This is a genomic window from Polaribacter irgensii 23-P (genome assembly GCF_000153225.1).
GTDB lineage: Bacteria > Bacteroidota > Bacteroidia > Flavobacteriales > Flavobacteriaceae > Polaribacter > Polaribacter irgensii.
The window spans coordinates 555774-573711 of the sequence record NZ_CH724148.1; the positions used below are offsets into that span (position 1 = coordinate 555774).

16 protein-coding genes and 1 pseudogene are annotated in these 17938 nt (G+C 35.0%); 5 read left to right on the plus strand and 12 right to left on the minus strand.

What is annotated here, in order from left to right; all coding sequences use genetic code 11:
* Positions 1–11: 11 nt before the first annotated feature.
* The gene (locus PI23P_RS02460; protein ID WP_004569139.1) at positions 12–1211 is read right to left on the minus strand and encodes an aminotransferase class I/II-fold pyridoxal phosphate-dependent enzyme; all 1200 of its coding nucleotides are present in this window, start codon (positions 1209–1211) and stop codon (positions 12–14) included.
* A 150-nt stretch (positions 1212–1361) separates the two neighbouring features.
* Between PI23P_RS02460 and PI23P_RS02465 the strand changes: the two genes are divergently transcribed.
* Positions 1362–1817 carry an Lrp/AsnC family transcriptional regulator gene (locus PI23P_RS02465; RefSeq protein ID WP_004569140.1) on the plus strand — a complete coding sequence of 152 codons (456 nt, stop codon included), beginning with the start codon at positions 1362–1364 and terminating at the stop codon, positions 1815–1817.
* Between the two features lie 204 nt (positions 1818–2021).
* On the opposite strand, the gene PI23P_RS02470 is transcribed toward PI23P_RS02465, so the two are convergent.
* The 8 genes and pseudogenes from PI23P_RS02470 to PI23P_RS02505 all read right to left on the minus strand — a co-directional run bounded on the left by PI23P_RS02470 (position 2022) and on the right by PI23P_RS02505 (position 8939).
* The gene (locus PI23P_RS02470) at positions 2022–2654 is read right to left on the minus strand and encodes a YceI family protein (protein ID WP_004569142.1); all 633 of its coding nucleotides are present in this window, start codon (positions 2652–2654) and stop codon (positions 2022–2024) included.
* Between the two features lie 73 nt (positions 2655–2727).
* Positions 2728–3447: a tRNA threonylcarbamoyladenosine dehydratase gene (locus PI23P_RS02475; RefSeq protein WP_004569143.1), complete on the minus strand. Its 720-nt coding sequence runs from the start codon at positions 3445–3447 to the stop codon at positions 2728–2730.
* 23 nt (positions 3448–3470) lie between these two features.
* Positions 3471–3881, minus strand: a pseudogene (gene dtd / locus PI23P_RS02480) (D-aminoacyl-tRNA deacylase).
* Positions 3882–3926: 45 nt separating this feature from the next.
* On the minus strand, positions 3927–4892 hold the full coding sequence (gene rsgA / locus PI23P_RS02485) for a ribosome small subunit-dependent GTPase A (protein WP_004569145.1): 966 nt from the start codon (positions 4890–4892) through the stop codon (positions 3927–3929).
* A gap of 129 nt (positions 4893–5021) precedes the next feature.
* Complete coding sequence (locus PI23P_RS02490) at positions 5022–6104, minus strand: bifunctional 3-deoxy-7-phosphoheptulonate synthase/chorismate mutase type II (protein WP_004569146.1); 1083 nt, start codon at positions 6102–6104, stop codon at positions 5022–5024.
* A 20-nt stretch (positions 6105–6124) separates the two neighbouring features.
* Positions 6125–6976 (minus strand): prephenate dehydrogenase, encoded by an 852-nt coding sequence (locus PI23P_RS02495; protein WP_004569147.1) that lies wholly within the window; start codon positions 6974–6976, stop codon positions 6125–6127.
* The gene (locus tag PI23P_RS02500) at positions 6973–8115 is read right to left on the minus strand and encodes a pyridoxal phosphate-dependent aminotransferase (protein WP_004569148.1); all 1143 of its coding nucleotides are present in this window, start codon (positions 8113–8115) and stop codon (positions 6973–6975) included. Before PI23P_RS02500 ends, PI23P_RS02495 begins: the two co-directional genes overlap by 4 nt.
* Positions 8112–8939 carry a prephenate dehydratase gene (locus tag PI23P_RS02505; protein ID WP_004569149.1) on the minus strand — a complete coding sequence of 276 codons (828 nt, stop codon included), beginning with the start codon at positions 8937–8939 and terminating at the stop codon, positions 8112–8114. The genes PI23P_RS02500 and PI23P_RS02505 overlap by 4 nt, the downstream gene beginning before the upstream one ends.
* Before the next feature lie 493 nt (positions 8940–9432).
* Here PI23P_RS02505 and rpsO point away from each other — a divergent pair, with 493 nt between their 5' ends.
* The 3 genes from rpsO (at position 9433) to folK (ending at position 13378) form a co-directional block, all read left to right on the plus strand.
* Positions 9433–9702: a 30S ribosomal protein S15 gene (gene rpsO / locus PI23P_RS02515; RefSeq protein ID WP_004569150.1), complete on the plus strand. Its 270-nt coding sequence runs from the start codon at positions 9433–9435 to the stop codon at positions 9700–9702.
* A 182-nt stretch (positions 9703–9884) separates the two neighbouring features.
* Positions 9885–12125, plus strand: a complete 2241-nt coding sequence (locus tag PI23P_RS02520; protein WP_004569152.1) for a polyribonucleotide nucleotidyltransferase — start codon at positions 9885–9887, stop codon at positions 12123–12125.
* Between the two features lie 107 nt (positions 12126–12232).
* On the plus strand, positions 12233–13378 hold the full coding sequence (gene folK, locus PI23P_RS02525; protein ID WP_004569153.1) for a 2-amino-4-hydroxy-6-hydroxymethyldihydropteridine diphosphokinase: 1146 nt from the start codon (positions 12233–12235) through the stop codon (positions 13376–13378).
* A gap of 54 nt (positions 13379–13432) precedes the next feature.
* Here the strand turns inward: folK and gldC are convergent, their stop codons facing one another.
* Positions 13433–13765 (minus strand): gliding motility protein GldC, encoded by a 333-nt coding sequence (gene gldC, locus PI23P_RS02530; RefSeq protein WP_004569154.1) that lies wholly within the window; start codon positions 13763–13765, stop codon positions 13433–13435.
* Positions 13765–14724 (minus strand): gliding motility lipoprotein GldB, encoded by a 960-nt coding sequence (gldB, locus tag PI23P_RS02535; RefSeq protein WP_004569155.1) that lies wholly within the window; start codon positions 14722–14724, stop codon positions 13765–13767. Before gldB ends, gldC begins: the two co-directional genes overlap by 1 nt.
* 57 nt (positions 14725–14781) lie before the next feature.
* On the opposite strand from gldB, the gene nadE reads away from it, so the two are divergent.
* Positions 14782–15570 carry an NAD(+) synthase gene (gene nadE, locus PI23P_RS02540; protein WP_004569156.1) on the plus strand — a complete coding sequence of 263 codons (789 nt, stop codon included), beginning with the start codon at positions 14782–14784 and terminating at the stop codon, positions 15568–15570.
* A gap of 267 nt (positions 15571–15837) precedes the next feature.
* Here the strand turns inward: nadE and dnaG are convergent, their stop codons facing one another.
* Positions 15838–17841 carry a DNA primase gene (gene dnaG / locus PI23P_RS02545; protein WP_004569157.1) on the minus strand — a complete coding sequence of 668 codons (2004 nt, stop codon included), beginning with the start codon at positions 17839–17841 and terminating at the stop codon, positions 15838–15840.
* Positions 17842–17938: the final 97 nt, after the last annotated feature.

Below are 17938 nucleotides of genomic sequence, written 5' to 3' on the forward strand. Positions count from 1 at the left end.
TTTCTAACCTCTTATAAAATTCCAACTTCTTTCATACACCCTTTCATAAGCTTATATGTTCTTGAAATATCATTGTCTAAGCCAATAGAAAAACGAATTAATCCTTCTGAAAGCCCCATTACTTTTTGCTCTTCTTCTGGTATTTCTGACGATGTAGAAGCTCTGGGAGCCGAAAACAAAGTTTTATAAAAACCAAGACTTACTGCCAAATAGCCCACATTTTTATATTGCATTAACTCCATTAGCGCGTTCGCCTTATCTAAAGAGCCCACATCTAAAGTTAACATGCCTCCAAAACCGAATTCAGCGTTCATCATGGATTTAAACAATGCATGAGAAGGGTGTGATTGCAATCCAGGATATACTGTCTTTAAGCCATCTGCTTCAAACTTATTTGCCAAAAAGGAAGCATTCAAGCTATGTTGCTTCATTCGAATGTGCAAAGTCCGCATATTTTTTAAGACTGATGCCGCTCTTAAGCTATCTAAGGTTGCCCCTAATAGCATGCTTGCTCCATCATTTACACTTCGCAAATTATTGATAAATTCTTGCGTTCCACAAACAACACCTCCCACGGTATCTGAAGAACCATTTATAAATTTAGTCAAACTGTGACACACAATATCTGCACCTAATTTTGCTGGTGAAATTGACAAAGGAGAAAACGTATTGTCTACGACTAATTTTAAATTGTATTTTTTAGCCAAAGCGGCCAAAGCGATAATATCTGCAACTTCTAAAAGGGGATTGCTTACCGACTCACAATACAACACTTTAGTCTTTTTCGTAATAGCTGCCTCCACAACTTGATGTTTTGTAATGTCTACAAAAGTGGTCTCAATTCCCAACCTTGGCGTAAAGTTTTTTAAGAATGCATACGTTCCTCCGTAAATTGTTCGGCTAGAAACGATGTGTTCTCCAGCACCTACTAATTGTAGTAAAACTGGCGTAATGGCCCCCATACCTGATGCTGCTACATTGGCTGTTTCTGTGCCTTCCATAGCTGCCAAAGCGGCTCCTAAATATAAATTTGAAGGGGTTGTATGGCGCGCATACAAATGACAGCCATCTGTATTTCCTTCAAAAGTATCACGCATTGTATTTGCCGACATAAAGGTATACGTAGAGGAGTCTGAAATCGATGGGTTTACGCCACCGAACTCACCAAAATACTGTACGTCTTGAATATTATCTGCTGGATTGAATTTCATAATCTTCGTTTTTATAAAACAAAACAACAAATAATTAGAAAAATAATCAATATAATGTATAAATTATAGATTATTTACCTAATTTAGATTCATTTATTAAATTTATAAACTAAAAAAAAGGCCTTTAATTTAAATTTTTAGAAAATCACAATGCTAGACACTACCGACAAGAAACTTCTCAACTTACTACAACAAGACGGCAAACAGACGACCAAACAATTGTCTCTGCAATTAAACCTTTCTGTAACCGCTATTTATGAGCGCGTAAAAAAATTAGAAAACCAAAAAGTAGTTCAAAAGTATGTAGCCATTGTAAATAAAAATAAAATCGAAAAGTCTTTTCTAGTCTTTTGCCATTTAAAATTGATTCAGCATGCCAAAGAATACGTAACTACTTTTGAACGTGAAATTTTAAAATTAGAAGAAGTTTCTGAGTGCTTTCATGTCAGTGGTGATTATGATTACATTCTAAAGATATACGTAAAGGATATGGAAGCGTATCGAAATTTTATGCTCACAAAATTAACAACCATAAAATATATTGGCAGTACACACAGCACTTTTGCCATTGAAGAAGTAAAAAACACCACTGCGATACACGTGTAACGATAAAACCCAAAACTTTCGTTTTGGGTTTTGTAAAATTTTTAGGAAAGTCTAAAGAATTTCCTTATTTTTTTGCGTGTGAACCATCGCAATTTCCGTTTGGATCTTGTGTTAATCCGCATCCGCAAGGTCTGCCTGCTTTATTTTGTTTCATATAGATCTGCTTTTTAGTTTTTATTTATTTAAAAAAATACGCGCATTGCGTTATGCTTTCGTGGTTACTGAGAATGAAAATTCAATCATATCATCGATAAACTTATCTTTTAAGTTGTCAAAGAATTTTTTAGAAGCATATTTTATGTTAAAATCTGTTCTATCTACATTAAATTTCTCACTTTTAAAAGTCGTTACGGTTCCTTCAGTTACCAACATTGCAGGAATTGTAATGCTTTTTGTAATGTCTTTTACCGTTAAGTTTCCTGTAACTGATAAATTATTTTCGTTTTCTACTACACTTGTAATTACAAATTTAGCAGTTGCATAGGTTGCAATATCAAAAAAGTCTGGTGCCGATAAGTGCCCTACTAATTTCGCTCCACTTTCTGCATCCAAGTCTAAATTTTTCATGGTTGCCATTTCTATTACAAAAGACCCTCCTATTAATTTTCCTTCTTCTAAATTTAAAGAGCCTCCTTTTAATGAAATTGTTCCATCGTGAGTTCCTGTTGGTTTCGCTCCTTTCCAAGTAATTACAGAGCTTTCCACGTCTACATTATCTAACGCTGCAACCATTGCTACCTTCACTGCTTCCTTCGCTTCTACTTTGTCCTTCTTATTTTCTTTACAAGCCGTTAACAAGGCTACAACCACTACGAGTGATAAAATTATTTTTTTCATATGCTTTCTGATTAAATACTATTCATATTATTTCTTAAAGTCAAAGGTACTATTTATTTATTTCCCATGGAAACTATTTTTTATCTTTTAAGAGAAAATTAAGAACATAGGCTGCAGCCTGCAAACCAAATGCAGCTGGCATATAGCTAATAGTGCCGTAATATGACTTTTTAAAATTTGTTCCATCCGTCATTTGAACGCTTTCTGAAATTTGCATTTCCTCTGAATACACTGCTTTTACTCCTTTATTCACCTTGCGCTCTTTTAGCCGTTTTCGCAAAACTCTTGCCATCGTACAATTTTTGGTTTGTGAAATATCTTTCACCTTAACTTTGGTTGCATCTAACTTTCCACCTGCACCCATGGAAGAAATAATCTTGACTTTCTTTCTCCTTGCCGCCACGATCAAATTGACTTTTGGAGTAATACTGTCAATACAATCAAGCACATAATCAAACTCTTTCGTAACAATTTCGTAAGCTCTTTCTGGAGATAAAAACTCTTCCAAAACCTTAACTTGAATGTCTTTATTGATGTCTTGTAAACGGGCAGCTAAAACTTTTGCTTTCGATTGCCCGATTGTCGAATCCAACGCAGCTAATTGTCTATTTTTATTCGTTTCGTCAAAAAAATCTCCATCTACAAGGGTCATTTTTTGCACACCAGCTCTTGCTATAAATTCTGCTGCATACGAACCTACACCGCCAAGACCCACCACTAAAACATTTGCTTTCTTCAACCTTTCTAAACCCTCGTCTTGCACCAATAAAGTGGTGCGTTCTAACCAACTCATTTACTATAAATACTTTTAAACATCTATTCTTTATTTTTAGAGTCCATTACAATGGTTACAGGTCCGTCATTTACGGGAGCCACCTTCATATCTGCCCCAAACACTCCTGTTTGAACTTTTTTATCGAATTCCTTTTCTAATGTTGGTATAAATTTTTCATACAAAGGAAAGGCAATATCTGGTTTTGCGGCTTTTGTATAACTGGGTCTATTTCCTTTTTTTGTTTCCGCTTGAAGCGTAAATTGGCTGACCACTAGTATTTCTCCTTTCCGCGCAATTAACGCGGTATTCATCTCGCCATTTTCATCCCTAAAAATTCTAAGATGTAGTATTTTTCGGACCAGGAAATTAATATCTTCTTGCGCATCTTCCTCAGAAATACCGACAAAACGAGCAGTCCTTTTTGAATATTAGCGACTTTCTCATTTTTGAATGGTTACACTTGCTGCTGAAACTCTTTGAAGAACAACCTTCCTCTATTACTCGTTGTCTTCTTCGTCCCAAATATCCGTTCTAAAATGCTCTTTTTCCTCATCGCCACTTAAAATCTGGAGATAACTTTTGTAACGTGACCAAGAAACACGCTCTTCTTCCAATGCTTCTTTTACCGCACAATTTGGCTCTTTTGTATGCAAACAATTATTGAACTTACAGTCTCGTTTCAGGGCAAAAAATTCAGGGAAATAATCCCCTAATTCGTATTTATCAATATCTACAACACCAAATCCTTTAATTCCTGGGGTGTCTATAATCCGTGCATCGAAACTTAAATCAAACATTTCTGCAAAAGTTGTCGTGTGCTTTCCTTGGTTGTGTTGGTCAGAAATTTCTTTTGTTTTTAAATCTAAAGACGGTTCAATAGCATTTACTAAAGTAGATTTCCCAACTCCTGAGTGCCCAATAAACATCGAAGTTTTGCCAGTCATTATTTGTTTAATCGTTGCTACATTTTTATTTTGAGTCGCAGAAACTTCTTCACATCGATACCCAATTGCCTCGTAAATATCTTTTAAATACATAATTTCGGCACGTTCTTCAAGTGCGTACGAATCTATTTTATTAAAAATCAGGACTGTTTCAATCCGATAGGCTCTTGCAGAAACCAAAAATCGGTCTATAAATGTTGTGAAAGTTGGTGGATTGTTAATTGTGATTAATAAAAAGACCTGATCTATATTGGAGGCAATGATATGTGTTTGCTTTGAAAGGTTTACCGACTTTCTGACAATAAAATTATCGCGGTCTAAGATGGTCTTAATGACACCCACTTCTTCATCTCCTTTCTTTTCCAAATCAAATGCCACCTTGTCTCCAACCGCAATCGGATTGGTGCTTTTGATGTTTGTAATTCTGAATTTTCCTTTTATTCTACAAGAATGAAATTGACCATTATCAGATTTTACCTGATACCAACTTCCTGTAGATTTGTATACGATTCCTATCATTGGTGCAAAGATGCAGAATTTTAAATAAAAATTAGATTTGAGATTCTAGTGATTTTTAGTTTATCGTAAAAAAATACCTCCAAATTTTTAAAAACTTGAAGGTATTTTTGTCGTAACAAGCTTACAAAATTATGCGTTGACAATTTTCTCTTGATGATTGATCGACTCTTGGTGAATTGCTTTAAACATTTTTAAAACAAACTCTTCACTTAAACCTCTACTTTCACCTTCAAGAATCATATTTCCAAGAATCTCATTCCAACGTTTAGACTGCAAAACAGCAACGTTTTTATCTTTCTTTAAAACACCAATTTGATTCGCTACTTTCATTCGCTTTCCTAACAATTCTATTAGCTGGTTGTCCGCTACATTAATTTGAGCTCGTAAATTATCCAAAGCTTTTTTATATGCCTCGTCTGTGTTAGTCTCTTTTCTAACTTTTAAATCTTCCATGATCTGCTTTAACGCGGCTGGCGTTACTTGCTGCGCAGCGTCACTCCAAGCATTGTCTGGATCAAAATGAGTTTCAATCATTAACCCATCAAAATTCAAATCTAAAGCTGTTTGGGAAACTTCAAGAATCATATCTCTTTTCCCTGTAATATGCGAAGGATCGTTGATTAAAGGTAAATCTGGAAATTTATTTTGAAACTCTATAGCCAATTGCCATTCAGGAGTATTTCTATATTTTGTTTTTTCATATGTAGAGAAACCTCTGTGAATTGCTCCTAGATTCTTGATTCCTGCGGTATATAATCTTTCAATTCCCCCCAACCACAAAGCTAGATCTGGATTTACTGGATTTTTAACCAAAACAATTTTATCTGTTCCTGCCAAAGCATCTGCAATTTCTTGCATGATAAATGGAGAAACGGTAGAACGCGCACCAATCCACAACAAATCCACATCATTCTCAATTGCTAATTTTACGTGCGCTGCGTTTGCAACTTCCGTACAGGTTTTCATTCCTGTCTCTGCCTTTACCTTCTTTAGCCATCGCAAACCAATTTCACCAACACCTTCAAACATTCCAGGTCTTGTTCTTGGTTTCCAAATTCCTGCTCTAAAATAATTTACATCAGAATCTTTTAGTTCGTGTGCAATTCTTAAAACTTGTTCTTCGGTTTCTGCACTACAAGGCCCTGCTATTACTAGAGGATGCTCTAAATTCATAGCATCCAACCATGTTCTTAATTCTTTTGTATTCTCCATTTTTTTACTTGTTTTGGCTTTTACTTTATGCCGTTTAAAATTTGTTTAATATAATTTGTATTCTCCATTTCGTTAAAAATTTCAGAAAAATTATCTCGTTCCATCAACTCTTTAAAACGCTTTAAATTATTAATGTATGCATCCAACGTTTCAATTACGTTTTCCTTATTCTGTTTAAAAATTGGGGTCCACATTGCAGGTGAACTTTTTGCCAAACGAACGGTTGATTCAAAACCAGAGCCCGCCATGTCGAAAATATCACGTTCGTTTTTTGCTTTATTAATGACTGTTTTTCCCAACATAAATGCACTAATATGCGAGAGATGCGAAACATACGCAATGTGCTTGTCATGGGAAACAGGATCCATATATCGAATACGCATTCCAATAGTCGAAAAAAGGTTTAATGCTTTCTCTTGCAACTTGAAAGTTGTCTTTTCTACTTCGCAAATAATATTTGTTTTCCCAACATACAAACCAGAAATCGCAGCTGTAGGCCCAGACTTTTCTGTTCCTGCAATTGGATGGCAAGCTAAAAAATTTCTTCTTTTAGGATGATGTTCAACCGCTTTACAAATTGCTTCTTTTGTTGAACCGGCGTCTATTACCAAACTATTTTCAGAAATTTTATCTAAAATAATTGGCAATAACGTCACAGTCACATCCACAGGAATTGAAACAATAACTAAATCTGCGTTTTCTAAATCCGCAAGCGTTGCTTTTTCATCAATAACACCTAATTCTTTCGCATTATTTAAATGATTTTCGTTGGTGTCGATTCCATAAATAACAACTTCTGGAAAATGCTTTTTAATATCGATGGCAAAACTACCACCAATTAAACCAATTCCAATCATGTATATTTTTTTCATAGCCTCGATATTGCTTCCTTAATTATTTCTGCAGACACGCACAATGAAAAACGAATGTAACCTTCTCCTTGTGATCCGAAAATAGTTCCGGGAGTGATGAAAATATCATTTTTGTATAAAATAGTATCTGTTACTTCTTCTGATCGCTTTCCTTCTGGAATTTTTGCCCATACAAATAAGCCCGTAGCCTCTCTGTCATAAGTTGTCCCTAATTTATCTGCCAATTCCCAAATTAAGTCTCTGCGTTCTTTATAAATTTTATTTTGAGCAACAAACCAATCGTTGGGTAATTCTAACGCTTGTGTTGCTCCTTTTTGGATTCCATAAAACATGCCAGAATCCATATTGCTTTTCACTTTTAATATTTCATTAATATATTCAGAATTTCCTAAAACCATCCCCACGCGCCAACCCGACATATTAAAAGTTTTACTGAGCGAATTTAATTCTAACGCAATTTCTTTTGCTCCTGCTGCTTGTAAAATACTGATAGGATTGTCGTTTAAAACAAAACTATAGGGATTGTCGTTGATGATTAAAATTTGATGTTTTTTACCAAAAGCAACCAATTTCTCAAACATTTCTAAGGTTCCGCTAGTTCCGGTAGGCATATTTGGATAATTTACCCACATAATTTTTACACTAGATAAATCTTGACATTCCAGTTCTTCAAAATTTGGTTGCCAATTATGCGCTGCACTTAAGTTATAAAAAAGGGGTACTGCACCCACTAATTTCGTAACAGAGGTATAGGTTGGATATCCAGGATTCGGAATTAACACCTGATCTCCCTCATTTAAGAAAGCCAAGGAAATGTGCATGATTCCTTCTTTACTTCCCATTAATGGTAATATTTCGTCCTCTGCATTCACAGCGACACTATATTTTTCTTTGTAAAAATTAGAAATCGCCACTCGCAATTCTGGCAAACCCTGATATGATTGATATTTATGCGCACCTGCATCCGTTAGGCTGCCCTGAATTGCAGTTAACACCTGCGATGGTGGAGCTAAATCTGGAGAACCAATTCCCATATTAATAATTGGCTTCCCTAAAGCCATTAAACTTCTAACTTCCCTTAGCTTTTTAGAGAAATAATATTCTTCGACGGTTGCTAACCTTTTTGCAGCTTTGATCATTTTCTACCATTTTTATAGGTTCCTAAAACCTTGAATTCTTCGGCCATAATTGCCATAATTGTCATCGCCTTCTCGTATTCTCTATAATTATCGAAAGTTATGTCTACAAAAAAGGAATACTTCCAAGGTGTTTCAATTACTGGTAAAGACTGAATTTTAGTTAAATTCATTTTGCAATCACTTAATACATTTAAAATTGCCGCTAAACTTCCTCTCTTATGGTCTAGCTGAAATTTTAAAGAGGCTTTATTAATTTGGTCAACTCCATTTGTAGGCACCGCTGTTTGCACAATTACAAACCGCGTTGCATTTTCTTTTATGGTTTGAATTTCATCCTCAAGAATAACCAAATCAAAAATTTCTGCTGCCATTTTTGGAGCAATTGCAGCGATGCTCATTAAATTTTCTTTAGAAATTCTTTTTGCTACCTCTGCAGTATCTGTATCTTCCACCAACTTAATATGTGGATGTTTTTTAAAAAATTCTTTGCATTGTAACAGTGCCATTGGATGCGACCAAACTTCTTTAATACCGGAAATTTGTTGCCCTTTTAACGCCATTAGATGATGGTGAATATTTAAATATTCCTCACCAATAATGTGCAGATTATTCGAATCTATAAGTGCATAGTTCGGAATAATGGAACCTGCAATCGTATTTTCTATTGCCATAATACCAAATGCAGCCGAGCCGTCTAATAAACAAGAAACCAATGCGTCAAATGACATGCATTCTATCAATTGAATGGAAGGACCATAAAAGTCCCTAGCGACTTTGTGATGATTTGAACCCTCTGCTCCTTGTATGGCAACCCGTTTATTCATAACTATAAATTAATTTCAAAAAAAAAGTCTCGAATTAAATTCGAGACTTTCTATGCGATGAATGTTTCTTAACAACATGATACAAAGTCTCTGCTTTTACTAAAAAAGTAAAAGAAATAATAGAAACGTGCACAAGTAGTATTTAACATGAATGTCTGTTTTGATAAAGAACAAAATTAATGTTTAAATTGAAAGAAACAAACGATCTCTAACTTATTATAAAAGAATTAACGATTTCCTAAAATACCAGCGGTAAAAATAGAAAGATTTATAGATTTCTTTAATTATTTGAAAATCAATCAAACATATCAAAAAAGAGCGGCATATTAATAAAAGCGAATGCACTTTTAAAACACCTTAAATGCTGTTTAACAGTTCTTAATCGAACATAATATCTCTGTAAAATCATTCGTAAATTAGAAAATAATACTATCTTTGCAGCTTCAATGAAAAATTTATTGAAATACATAAAAATCATTTAAATAATATTGGCATGTACTTAACTAAAGAAGCAAAAGAAGTTCTTTTTGAAAAACACGGAAAAGGTAAAAACGACACCGGTTCATCAGAAGGTCAAATCGCGTTATTCACGCACAGAATTAGCCATTTAACTGAGCATTTAAAGAAAAATCGTAAAGATTTTAACACAGAGCGCTCATTAGTAATGATGGTAGGTAAACGTAGAAGTTTATTAGATTACCTAAAGAAAACTGAAATCAGCAGATATCGTGCGATTATCAAAGATTTAGGAATTAGAAAATAATTTTTAAAAAAAGAGGTGCTATAAACGCACCTCTTTTTTTTACAACAAATTTAAAATCTGATCTTAACAAAATCAGTAACTTATAAAAAGCCAGAGTTACCAACAATAATTCTGTATTTCCATTGCAACAACGGAAGACAACACAACAACAAACAAATTAAAAATTTTAGCATTAAAAATTTATGATTCCAAAAGTATTTAGAGAGGTCATAGACCTTGGGGACGGTAGAGAAATTTCTATTGAAACCGGAAAGTTAGCAAAACAAGCTCATGGTAGCGTTGTTGTGCAGTCGGGAAAATGTATGATGTTGTGTACAGTTGTTTCCAATTATGAACAAAAAGATCTTGGTTTTCTGCCCTTAACGGTAGATTACAGAGAAAAATTTGCAGCTGCAGGAAGGTATCCTGGTGGTTTCTTCAAAAGAGAGGCAAGACCAAGTGATGGTGAAGTATTAACCATGCGTTTAGTAGACCGTGTATTACGTCCGTTATTTCCAAAAGACTATACTGCAGAAACACAAGTAATGATTCAATTAATGTCTCATGACGAAGATGTAATGCCAGATGCAATGGCTGGTTTAGCAGCTTCAGCAGCGATTCAATTATCAGATTTTCCTTTTGAATGTGCAATCTCTGAAGCAAGAGTTGGTCGTATCAATGGTAAATTTATCATCAACCCAACAAGAGCGCAATTGGCAGAGTCTGACATCGATATGATGATTGGAGCTTCCGCTGATTCTGTAATGATGGTTGAAGGTGAGATGGATGAAATTTCTGAAGAAGAAATGGCAGACGCTATTAAGTTTGCACATGAAGCTATCAAAGTTCAATGTGCAGCTCAAATAAGGTTAGCAGAAGCATTTGGAAAGAAAGAAGTTCGCGAATATGAAAAGGCAAGAGAAGACAAAGAGTTAGAGAAAAGGGTTCATGATATGGCATACGATAAAGTGTACGCCATCGCAGAAGCTGGATCTTCAAAACACGAGAGAACTGCTGCTTTTAAAGAAATAAAAACAGCTATAAAAGCTACTTTTACTGAAGAAGAATTAGCAGATTATGGTGGTTTAGTTTCAGATTATTATCGCAAAGCAGAGAAAGCTGCCATTAGAGACTTGACCTTAAATGTAGGGTTGCGTTTAGATGGTCGTAAAACAGACGAAATTAGACCAATTTGGTCAGAGGTAGATTACTTACCATCTGTTCATGGTTCTGCAATCTTTACACGTGGAGAAACACAAGCTTTAGCAACCGTTACGCTAGGAACATCAAGAGATGCAAATAAAATAGACATGCCTTCCTTCGAAGGTGAAGAAAATTTCTATTTACACTACAACTTTCCTCCTTTTTGTACAGGTGAAGCAAGACCAATTCGTGGAACCTCTCGTAGAGAAGTAGGACACGGAAATTTAGCACAACGTGGATTAAAAGGAATGATTCCTACCGATTGTCCATATACAGTAAGAGTGGTATCTGAAGTTTTAGAATCGAATGGTTCTTCTTCTATGGCAACTGTTTGTGCTGGTACAATGGCATTAATGGATGCCGGTGTTCAAATGATTAGACCTGTATCTGGTATTGCAATGGGCTTAATCTCTGACGCTGAATCTGGAAAATATGCTGTCTTATCTGATATCTTAGGAGATGAAGATCACTTAGGAGACATGGACTTTAAAGTAACGGGTACCTCTGAAGGAATTACTGCCTGTCAAATGGATATTAAAGTAAAAGGTTTAGGATATGAAATTTTAGTGAATGCACTAAAGCAAGCACGTGAAGGTCGTTTACATATTTTAGGAAAAATTACGGAAACCATTTCTACTGCGAATGTAGAGGTTAAAGAATACGCTCCTAAAATGATTAACAGACGTATTCCTAACGAACTAATTGGAGCCTTTATAGGACCCGGTGGTAAACACATTCAAGAATTACAGAAAGAAACAGGAACTACAATTGTAATTACTGAAGATGCTGTAACTGAAGAAGGAATTATTGAAATCTTAGGAACAGACCCAGAAGGAATTGAAAAGGTAATCGCACGTATTGAGTCGATGCTTTTCAAACCTGAAGTTGGAAGTGCTTACGAAGTGAAAGTAATTAAAATATTAGATTTTGGAGCGGTTGTAGAATATGTGGAAGCACCAGGAAATGAGGTTTTATTACACGTAAGTGAATTGGCTTGGGAACGCACAGACAATGTTTCTGATGTTGTGAAAATGGGAGATATTTTAGATGTAAAATACTTTGGTTTAGATCCTAGAACTCGTAAAGAAAAAGTTTCTAGAAAGGCTTTGTTAGAAAAACCAGAAGGGTATGTAGCAAGACCGCCAAGAGATGATAAACGTCCTGCTGGACGCGATAGCAGAAGCAGAGATACTCGCGGACGTGATGACAGAAAGCCAAGAGAACCTAGAAAAGAAGAATAATTTCATTTCTAATTAAAGGATATCAAAATCGCCAAAAATAAATTTTTGGCGATTTTTTTGTTTAAAACCCAAATATCAAAATGCTTTTATTTTCTTTGTAATCAAATATGAAAATACAACACATTACCTATTTATCTTTAGGAACAAATCAAGGAAATAAATTACAAAACCTACAGAACGCAGTTGACTTAATAGACGACAGAATCGGTGGAATTCAAAAAATGTCCGCAGTATACAAATCTCCTTCATGGGGATTTGAAGGGAACGAATTCTTTAATATTTGTATTAAAATCTCCACAGATCAAATTCCAGAAACTTTATTAAGTAGTTTGCTATCTATCGAAAAGGAATTAGGACGAACTCGCACGCACCAAGAAGGCTATCAAAACAGAAATATAGACATCGATATTTTGCTATTTGAAGACGAAATTATATTTTCAAAAACACTTGTTATTCCGCACCCTAAAATGCTAGAACGGAATTTTGTCATGCTTCCCTTAGCTGAAATAGCGCCAAACACTATACATCCAACAGAAAAAAAGGAACTAAATGTCTGTTTGCAGAATGGCAATGATCGCTCAGTAGTTTTAAAAATCGAGGAGACACTCGTAAGGCCAATACAAATTTCAGAAAAATACAATTACATTGCCATCGAAGGAAATATTGGTGCTGGAAAAACCTCTTTATCCAAAATGATGTCTGATGCATTTAATGCAAAATTAGTTTTAGAACGCTTTGCAGACAACCCCTTTCTTCCTAAGTTTTATGAGGACAAGGAACGGTATGCTTTTCCGTTAGAAATGAGTTTTCTCGCAGACAGATATCACCAACTCAGTGATGATCTAGCACAATTTGATCTCTTCAAGAACTTTATAATTTCTGATTATTATATTTTTAAATCTTTGATATTCGCCCAAGTAACCTTGCCTGCAGACGAATATCTGTTGTACCGAAAAATGTTTAACCTCATTTATAAGGAAATACCAAAACCAGACTTATACGTATATTTATATCAAAATACAGACCGCCTGTTAGAAAATATCAAAAAGAGGGGACGCACCTATGAGCAAAATATTACACCTGAATATTTGGAGAAAATTCACGAGGGCTACAAAGGTTTTATCAATTCACAAGACGATCTAAATTTACTCATAATAGACGTGTCAGAAATGGACTTTGTAAACACACCCGCTGACTACAATTTTATAATCAATACAATAAAATGTCACCCACCAAATAAAGGAATCTATTAACACAAAAAAGGCGTCTACCAAAGTATAGACGCCTTTTTTAATGGTACTAAATTTTTATTTTAATTCTAACTTCTCTGCAAAGTAGTCGCAAAAATCCCGCATTGTTGCACCCATTTTCTCATCGGCTGTAGCGCGTTCAAAAGTATCTGCCATCGCTACTAATGTTTGATGATAAAACTGTTTCATTTCATCCACGGGCATGTCCTTTGTCCATAAATCCATGCGCAGGGTATCTTTCTTTTTATGGTCCCATACAGATATCATAATGGCCTTAGAAGCTTCATTTTCGATATCTCCATCTGTTGCGCTCCAAGAGATTTCTTCTGGAACTTTATTAACATCTAATGCAACTTTAAATTTAATTTCTGAATTGTGTTTTCCTGACATTATTTTCTGGGCTTGTACTTAGATTTTTTATATAAATCTAATTCATTAATTTTTAATACGTCTTGCAAAGATACGTCATTATGTTTCACATAAGAACGTACAATCTGCCAACCCAACCAAACACCAACGCTCCCCGGAGATAAATTATCCTGCTCCATATAAAATTTAGAAAACGGCGCAGGCTCTAAAAACCGTTTGTTTAGATTTGAATCTGTACTAAATAAAAGCTCATTCTGAACAAAGTAACTCCAAATTGACTCCTCATTGGCAACAACCCAACCCAATTTCTCCTCTTCATAACCCATCTTAAGTTTCTCTGAAACCAAGGGCAAGTAGCAATCTAAAGCATACATTTTCTTTCCTTCATAAATCATCTTCGCTAAGAAACTTCGCGCTTGTAACCTGGGAAGCTGTTCAGCTGCAATGGCTGTTGCTATGTCCACAATTAAATGTTCTTTCGTATTGTTTTCTTTGATGTATGTAGGGAAATCTGCATAAAATTTATGATTTTTACCCAAGTACACATCTAAGGAAATAAGTAACAAACTGTCTGCATAAATAACCCGACTGTTGTAGTCAATATTTGTTAGCATGGTTATCACATCGGGAGACCTAAAAGAAGCACTGTAAAACTTTAAGTGCTTAAAAAGTGCTGACAATTGTTTCTTTATTGGCAAGAAATCTTTGTGTATTTTCTGGGTTTCTTTAAACAACTCCTGCTCCTCTTTGTTCTTTATTTTAGACAAGGCAATACTGTCCGTTACCAATTTTGGAAAAAAATAAGGATAGTTTCGTTTTAAAACTTGCAAGTCTTCTGGTGCCGCATTATAAAAATCAACATCAAACCTTTTTACTTCAAAATTCACATCAATGTGAGAGACGTCTACGTTCTTTACAGCTTCTTTATTGCAGGCACAAAAACAAAATAAAAGAAATAATAATATTGGAAAAAACCTCATAAATTTGTATCTTGTTAATGATATTACCAGGCTTAAAAATACTAAAAAAAATCTCGAATGAAAACAGAAAAAGTAGCAACTCATATTATTTCTTGGTTAAAAGACTATGCTGAAAAGTCGAACATAAAAGGATTTGTAATCGGTGTTTCTGGAGGAATAGATTCTGCGCTGACCTCAACGCTTTGCGCCAAAACAGGTTTTCCTACCTTATGTGTAGAAATGCCTATACATCAAGCTCAAAGCCACGTAACAAGAGCAGAAGATCACATCAAGCAATTGAAAGTTCGTTACAACAATGTGTCAGAGGTTAGAGTAGACCTGACAGGAATGTATGAAGGCTTAAAAAGTGTGGTTCCTCAATTGCCCAATACCCCCAAAGAAGAGTTGTCTTTAGCAAATACAAGAGCACGGCTGCGAATGACTACTTTATACTATTTTGCAGGCCTACACAGTTATGTAGTTGCTGGAACTGGAAATAAAGTTGAGGATTTTGGTGTTGGATTTTACACGAAATACGGTGACGGAGGCGTTGATTTGAGTCCTATTGCTGATTTAATGAAGTCTGAAGTTTACGAATTAGCTGCCTATTTAAAAGTCCCTAATTCAATACAAATAGCGAAACCTACCGACGGATTGTTTGGAGATAACAGGACAGACGAAGATCAAATAGGTGCCTCATATGATGAGTTAGAATGGGCCATGAAAGAGCAAGATGCTGGAAAAAATGAAGCCGATTTTTCTGGCAGAAACCAAGAGGTATTTAAGATTTATGAAAATATGCACAAATTAAACCAACACAAAATGTTACCAATCCCTGTGTGTGAGATACCCGCAGCAATAAAGTAATTGGCACTTAAAAAAACTATAAGATAAAATAAATAATATTTTAAGTAATTACGAGCTCTTAAAGAAGGTTAGCGGCAAGCATTCTTTCTTTGATTTTCACGTATATTCTTTTCTTACTACCTTTAGATATTTCAAATGGTAGCAACAAAAATAACATCAAAATTTTGAATAGGTGTTGTATTCTTTTCATAGGGGGAATTTTCTTAGCACACTAAAAGTACAAAAAATAGGTTATTCTAGTGAAACCTAATTATAAAAATCCAACTTCTAAACAACCCTATTCAATTTTTCAAAAAGGCTGATTTTTAACCCTGTATACCCTTTTATTGATTCTAAGTCAATCGCAACATCGTCTGTAGCTTGTTTTACAAGTTCTTCAATTTTCTTGCCTATCAAAACTCGCCTTAAATTAAAAACGGCATCGTTCACTAGCTTTGGCAAAATCTCCAGGGCTGTTTTTACTTCAATATTTTGACCTCCCCAATTGCTTAATTGATGTTTTTCTTCATCCATTAAGATAGAAGTAACTGCCGCCGAAATCTCAGAATTTTCATGATTTACTAGTGCATCGATATCTACTTTTTCAAACTGATTTAACTGATGTATTACCTCACTGTAAATTTCTTGAAAGATTGCATTCGTAAACTCAGTCTCGTCGTCTTGAAGATGCACATAAATCTCCGCGGAAACATTGTTATTGTATTTTCTTGCGGTTGTTATTACTTTTCCATGATCATCTTCCGTTTCCACTTCTTCAATAAATTCTGTTTCTTCGTTTCCGAACAATAATAAAATTCGAATAATTTCTTTTTCTAAAATAGAAATCTGATCCACTGCTGCGGAAGAAACTCCACCTTTTACTAAACCCATCTGAGCATTTTCTTGCGCTAAGAAATATTCAGAAGGTGGCTCGTTTGGATCTTGCTTTACACTGTTTTGTTGTCTGCTCGCTTTGCTCTTTTCAAAGTTTCCTTTCGTAATAATCTGCGCCAATTCGCTAAATAAAACGCGTTCAGAGATCTCCATGATCCTAGCACACTCTTGCACGTAAACTTCCCGCTGAATACCATCTGGAATTTTAGATATACTCATAACGATATCTCTAATTACACCTGCTTTTTTTACAGGATCGTTGTTAGACTCTTTTAATAAAAGAGATACCTTAAAATTAATAAAGTCTTGTGAAGCATCTTCTAGATACTTTTTTAGTGCTTCGGTAGTATGTGATTTCGCAAAACTGTCAGGATCCTCTCCATCTGGAAACTGCACCACTCTTACGTTCATTCCTTGTTCTAGAATTAAATCAATTCCCCGAATAGAAGCCCTTATTCCAGCAGCATCTCCGTCAAAAAGTACTGTGATGTTTTTTGTAAGTCTATTTACTAGCCGTATCTGATCTGCCGATAAAGCGGTTCCAGAGGAAGCCACTACGTTTTCAATACCCGTTTGATGAAATGAAATAACATCCGTATATCCTTCTACAAGATAACAATTGTCTTGCTTTGCTATTTCCTTTTTTGCTTGAAAAAGTCCGTATAAAATCTTGCTTTTATGATAAATATCACTTTCAGGAGAATTTAGATACTTCGCTGCTTTTTTATCGGCAGTTAAAATTCTTCCTCCAAAACCTAAAATCCTTCCAGACATCGAATGTATAGGGAACAAAACACGTCCTTTAAAACGATCAAATTGCCGATTCTCTTTTACAATGGTAAGCCCTGTAGAAGCTAAATATTTCAAATCGTATCCTTTTGCTAAAGCCGCCTTTGTAAAAGCATCCCATTCATCTAAGCAATACCCTAATTCAAATGTTTTTATGGTCTCGTCCTTGAAACCGCGTTCTTTGAAATACGAGAGTCCTATTGCCTTTCCTTTGTTCGAGTTTAGCATAACATCATGAAAATAGTCTTTGGCAAATGTAGAAACCAAGAACATACTTTCTCTCTCATTCATCTGCGCCTTTTCTTCGCTAGACTGCTCTGTTTCTTCAATTTCTATATTGTATTTTTTTGCCAACCATTTAACGGCTTCAGGATAGGTATAGTGCTCATGCTCCATTAAAAATGAAATTGTATTTCCACCTTTTCCTGTTGAAAAATCTTTCCAAATTTGCTTTACTGGAGACACCATGAATGAAGGTGACTTTTCGTCTACAAAGGGGCTTAGCCCTTTGAAATTACTTCCCGCTTTTTTAAGTTGCACAAATTCACCAATAACTTCCTCTACTCTCGCAGATTCAAAAACTCGGTCTATAGTGCTTCTAGAAATCATTTTATTTTAATTGAAAGGTAATATAAAAAATGTGCGAGCAGTATTTCTTAAAACAAAGCACTCACAAATCTTAAACTTGTGAGGTCTTTTGTTCTAA